This window comes from Pseudomonas sp. HMWF032 (assembly GCF_003060885.1).
Taxonomy (GTDB): Bacteria; Pseudomonadota; Gammaproteobacteria; order Pseudomonadales; family Pseudomonadaceae; genus Aquipseudomonas.
Genome location: NZ_QAIG01000005.1, coordinates 1,427,662 through 1,433,381, shown reverse-complemented (window position 1 = coordinate 1,433,381; position 5,720 = coordinate 1,427,662). Strand labels below are relative to the sequence as shown.

At 65.8% G+C, this 5,720-nt stretch carries 1 protein-coding gene; it reads left to right on the top strand.

Annotated features, from left to right (window positions below; all coding sequences use genetic code 11):
• The coding region (locus DBR00_RS09325; RefSeq protein WP_158271560.1) for a hypothetical protein at positions 1-5,720 on the top strand (5,720 nt) is incomplete at both ends.

Sequence of the window (5,720 nt, the reverse complement as noted above, 5' to 3'; positions counted from 1 at the left end):
TGGCCACCGCCGGTACCGATAAAAATGTGGCGGTTTCGCTGTCCGGTTCGGCCGCGTACATGGGCAACCGCACCCGCGCGCTGGTGGAGAGCAGCCAGGTGCAGCAGCGCCAGGCGGCACCCGGCCAGATCGCCGTCAATGCCTACGACCGCGCACGGGTGATGCTCGGCGGCGGCGCGTTTGCCGGCAGCAAGGGCAACGGCGGCAGTGCCGGCGGTTCGCTGGTGGTGGGTGTGCTGGCCAATACCCTGGCGGCGGAATGGCTGGGGAGCACGGCGAGCAACTTCGCCCGCATGGATGTCACGGCGGCGAGTGCCTCACGGGTGCTGGCGGGTGCGCTGGGCGGTGCCGTCAGCACGGGCAGCGACAGTGGCGCGGGTGCCGGTTCACTGCTGACACTGGTTTTGGCCAACAAGATCCAGTCGCGTGTGGACGCGTATAAGCTGAACGCCACGTCCCCGGCGCTGTTGTCTTCGCTGCAAGGCGGTGCGTTGAACCTGTCGGCGCAAAGCCTCTCCGGCGTTTCGCCGCTGGATGGCCTGTTCGCCACGGCCGCCGAGGGCACCTTGCTGCAGAGCGGTCTTGATCTGGGCGGTGGTAACACCGTGTCGGCGATCAAGGTCAGTGGTGAAGTGGACAAAGATTTGCTCAATGGCAAGAACGGTCCCGGTAACCTGTTCGAGGGTCAGATCGCCGGCGAAGCGGTGTTGGCGGTGGCCGGCAGCCTGGGGGCCTCCGGTGGCAAGGCCGGGGTGGGCGGTTCAATGGCGCTGGTGTATGCCGGCAGCGAATACACCGCTCAACTGGCCAACAGTAACGTCGACCTGAGCGGCGATTTGACGATTACTGCGCGGCACAGTGCTGACGTGCTGGCGGCTGCGGTTTCCGGTGCGGGCAGCACCGAGGTGGGCGTTTCCGGTTCGGCCACGGCGCTGATTGGACGCGGCAATGTGCTGGCGGGTGTGGACATGGGCGATCGCACGCTCAAAGCCAATAACCTGCGCATCAGCGCCGAGCGCAGCGGCGGGCACTATTCGCTGGCGGGCAATATCACCGGCAGCAGCGGCTCCACGGCGGTGGGCGGTGCGGTGGGCATCAGCGATATGCAGCAGCGCGTTGAAGCCGTGCTGGAAAAAGGCCGCTATGAACTGGGCGGCGACCTGACCCTGGATGCAGCCCAGCAGAGCCGCATCATCAGTGCAGCCCTGTCAGCTGCCGTGACCTCCGGCAATGTTGCCGTGGGCGGGGCCATGACCTTCAACCGGATTGCCGACACCACCCTGGCACACCTGCGCAATGCCAAGGTGCTGGCGGATGACCTGAACATCCGCACCACACAGGCCGGTCTGGGCGCGAGCATCTGGTCGCTGGCCTTCAACCTGGCCGCCAGTGGCAGCAACACCGGTGTGGGCTCGGCGGTGGCGATCAACCTGGTCGAAGCCACGCGCAAGGCGGAGGTCAATAACAGCGAAGTGGACCTGCGCGGTTCGGCCAGCGTGTTGTCGGGGCTGGACGGCGAAATCTGGGGCGTCGGGGTCAATGCAGTCGGTGGCAGCACGGCCGGGGTGGGTGGCTCGGTGGTGGTCAACAACATCGACGGCAGCGACAGCGCCGGCGTCAGTGGCGGTTACCTGCGCACCAGCGGCAGTGGCAAGAGCCTCACGCTGGACGCGGCACAAGGGCAAGGCATGCTGATTGCCTCGCTGTCCGGGCAAGTGACCGGCTCGGGTAATACCGGTGTCGGTGGCGCGTTCTCGGTCAACCGCATTGGCGCCCAGCGCAGTGCCTCGATTGCGCAGAGTGATATCCGTGGCTTTGCCAGCGGTACGCTGTCTGCCAGCTTGGATCAGTCCATTTACGCCGCCGCCGTCTCCGGTGCCGGTGCCAGCACGGCGGCTATTTCCGGTTCGACCACCAGCAACGTGATTGAAGGCAGCGAAACTGCCAGCATCACGGGTAGCCGCATCGAACTGGGTCGTCTTGAGCTCAATGCCAGCCGTGGCAACCGGGAAATCTGGAGTCTGGCCGGTACCGTGGGCGGGGCCGGCAACGTCTCGGTGGGGGTGGCCAACGCCAATAACATCATTCTGGCTAAGCGCATTGCTGAAGTCAGCGGCAGTCAGTTGCTGCTCAATGGCGCGCTGAGTCTGCGCAGTGGTGGCGCATCGGGTATCCGCTCGCTGGCGGTGGGTGCCGGCGGTGCCGGCTCGGCGGCCGTTGGTGCGTCGCTGGCGATCAATGTGATCAAGGGCGAAGAGCGCGCCAGCCTGGACAGCAGCAGCGTCAGCGGTGCTCAGGGCGTCGAGGTCAAGGTGACCGATGGGGCGGCGGACATCTACACCGCCGCCGGTAACGTACAGGTGGGCGGCAGCGGTTCCGGCACCGGCGCGGTCGCCATCAGCACCATCGAGCAGCAGCGGATTGCGCGGATTCTCGACAGCAGCGTCGCGGCCGGCACCTCGGCAGTCGATGTGCTGGCCACCAGCGCCGGCAGCATTCGCACCCTGGCGGTCAGCGGCAGCATTGGCGGCAGTGGCGGCGTGGCCCTGTCCAATGCCAGCAACAACATTGGCGCAGTGAACCGCGCGCAGATCGACGGCAGTGCGGGAACGGCCGGCGTGGTCACCGTCAAGGCGTTGGACACCTCAAGCATCGCGGCGTTGTCCGGCGGTGCGGCCGCTGGTGGCTCGGCGGCTGTCGGTGCGGCGACCTCGGTCAATCGCGTGGCCAGCCAACTGGAAGCCCGCGTGCAAGGGCGCAAGGCGGCACAGAGCTGGCTGCTCAGCGACCTCATTGTCGCCGCACATTCGAATTCGACCATCCGTTCGGCGTCGATCAGTGGCGCGGTTTCGGGTACGGCTTCGGTGGGCGGGTCGGCCGCCACCAACGTGATCCAGAGTTCTGCTCGGGCGTTTATTGAGCAAGGGGCCTGGGTCGTCGCGCAGAACAACGTCACGGTGTCGGCGCGGACGCTGGACCAGATCAGCGGTGCTGCGGGTGCCTTTATGGCCAGCGGCACGGCGTCGGTCGGTGGTTCGGCCACGGTTAACGTGATTGAAAACAGCACCACTGCGGGGATCACGGGCGCTCAGACGCAGGTCAGCGCACTGGCGCTGGGTGAAGCGGCGGGCATTGATAACGGCGTGTTGCTCAATGGCCCGAACGCCACAGACCGCCTGTGGAGTGATGCAGAGCAGTTCAATCCGATTCCCAATCTGGGCTTGGGTACACGGCAGTTCCGTGGGCTGGCGGTTCAGGCCAGTTCGGTGCAGCAGATTGGTCAACTGGCCGCGGCCGGTTCGATTTCGTTTGTTCCCCTCTACAGCGCGTCGGTCTCGGGCCTGGGCAATAGCAACGTCATCGGTGGCCTCACGCATGCCAGCATCGAGTCGGCGCAGATCAATCAGGCGCCCGGTGCGGCCGCAGCGCAACAGGTGTTGGTCGGTGCTGCCAGCCATGCGCTGAGCGCCAGCTATCTGGCCAGTGCGTCGTTCAGCCTCGGGGTGGCGGCGGTGGCGGCAGCCTTGGACACCACGGTGATTCAGCGTGACACCCGCGCCTTTATCAGCGGTGCCTTGCTGGCCAGCCGAGCCGCTACTGAGGTGCGGGCGGCGTCCACTCAGTTCGCCAGCAGCCTGTTGGCCAGTGCCGGCGGTGGCATTGTCGGGACCGCTGGCAACGCCACCCTGGTGATTGCCAAAGGCACCACCGAAGCACGGGTGGATAAAGGCAGTCAGTTGCAGGTCGGCAGCCTGTTGGTCAGCGCGGATGCGCTGCAACAGTTCAGCGCCAATGCGCTGGCCCTGGCCGGCGGCTTGGTGGGGGTGGGGGCCAACTTTGGCTTGGTGCTGAATCAGGCGGTGACCCGCGCTTGGGTCGGCGAGGCAGTGGATGCGGCCAATTCACTGGCTGACAGCCGTGTACAGGCCGGCTCCGTTACGCTTCGCGCCCGTGGCAACACGGAACTGCACAGCAATCTGGTGGGCGCTGCGGCCGGTGGTGGCGCGGTAGCCGGTTCGGCGCTGGTGCAGGTTGTGGAAACCACCACTGAAGCCGGTGCCAGCCAAGCCCTGTTCGGTACTCCGGCCGCTCCATTGGGCAGCCTCGACATCAATGCCCGCGACAACCTGCGTGTGACCGGCAATGTCGGCTCCGGTGTGGTGGGCGCTGCAGCGCTGGGCGCGTCGGCCAATGTGGTGGTGGCCAACAGTGCAACCCGCGCGTTGCTTGACCGCAGCACCGTGCACGCGGGCAGTCTGAGCGTGAATGCCTTGCGCGAAGGCTATGCCGAACTGCTCACCACCTCGGGTGGTCTGGGCTTTGCCAGCCTTAGCGGCAGTCTGGGTTTGTTATTGCTGGGCAGCGGCGCTACTCAAGTCAGCGCCGGTGACAGCACGGTTGATCCACTGAGTTACCTGAACAAAGACGGGCAGGGCACGCTGGCCAAACTCGATAAGCTGAGCAGCACCGGCCCGGTGACCGAGTTGAATCACGATGAGGTGGTCTGGGATGACGCCAGCCAGCGCTACACGCGTGTTACGGTCAGCGACAAGGCGGATTCCGAGCGGATCAACAGCAGCTCCAAGGTCACCGTCAGTGACCGCCTGCAGAGCAACAGCAGCCGTAAGCACGAAACCGTAGCCCGGGTCAGCGACAGTCAGATCAGCCTCAGTGGGGCGGCTTCGGTACAGGCTCAGGATCGTCTGGCCAGCCGTAACCAAGCCGGCAGTCTAAATGTGGGCGGCGGTGCCTATGGCGCGGCCATGGCATTCAGCCTGTCCAATGCGCGGGTCAGTGCCGAGATTTTGCGCGGCACGCTGAATGCCGCCAGCTTGCTAATCAGGGCCTCGGCCGTGGACAAGAACACCCCCGAACAGAGCGGTGATCACACCCAGGCCATGCTGGTTAATGCGGTCAGTGGGCAGGCGGCGGTTGTCGGTGCCGTGGGCGGTGCCGTCGCAGCGGCGGTGTTGAACAATGCCGTGAGCACCGTCCTCGGCGGGCCGGTGCAGCTGACAGGTAGCCTCAATGGGCAGGCCACTGACGGCCAGAACTTGCAGGTGAAAGCCTCTGGGCTGGCGGTCGGTGGGTTGGCCGGAGCCGGGCTGGTGTTGGGGGTTGCCGCCCATGACAGCCGGGTCAGTCTGGATGTGGCACCGGGTGCCGCATTGCAGGCGAGTGACATCCTGTTGTCCGCGTTATCTGCAGGGTCAGCCCAGCTGAATGGCTGGGGCAGCAGTGGCGGTGTGTTAGGCGGCGTTAATGCCCTGCTGTTGTTGGCCCGTGATGCGGCTCAGGCCCGGTTGAACATCGGTGACGGTGCCCGCCTGCAGGCTACACAGACGTTGGACCTGGATGCGCAGGTGCGCACGCGCTTGCAGGCCCGCAGCGAAGGCTATGCGTTGGGTGGGCTGCTCGCGGTGGGCGGCAGTGTGGTCGACACCTTGAACAGTGCCCAGGCCGAGTTGACGGTTGGCAGCAACGTGCTGCTGTCAGCCACCACCGGTCAGCTGCGCAGCCGCGTGCTGCGTGAGGGCGAGCAGGACAGTGCGACTGTGCATGCGCAGAGCCTGGCCGGTGGTGTGGGTATTTCTGCCAACGCCGCCGTGGCCACGGCGCGCTCGAACAGTAAGGCGTTGTTGCGCACCAGTGCCAGCAGCCGTTTTGCCGGCGCTGACGGGGGCAGTTGGACCTTCCTGGCGGAAACCGATGTGCGTCAG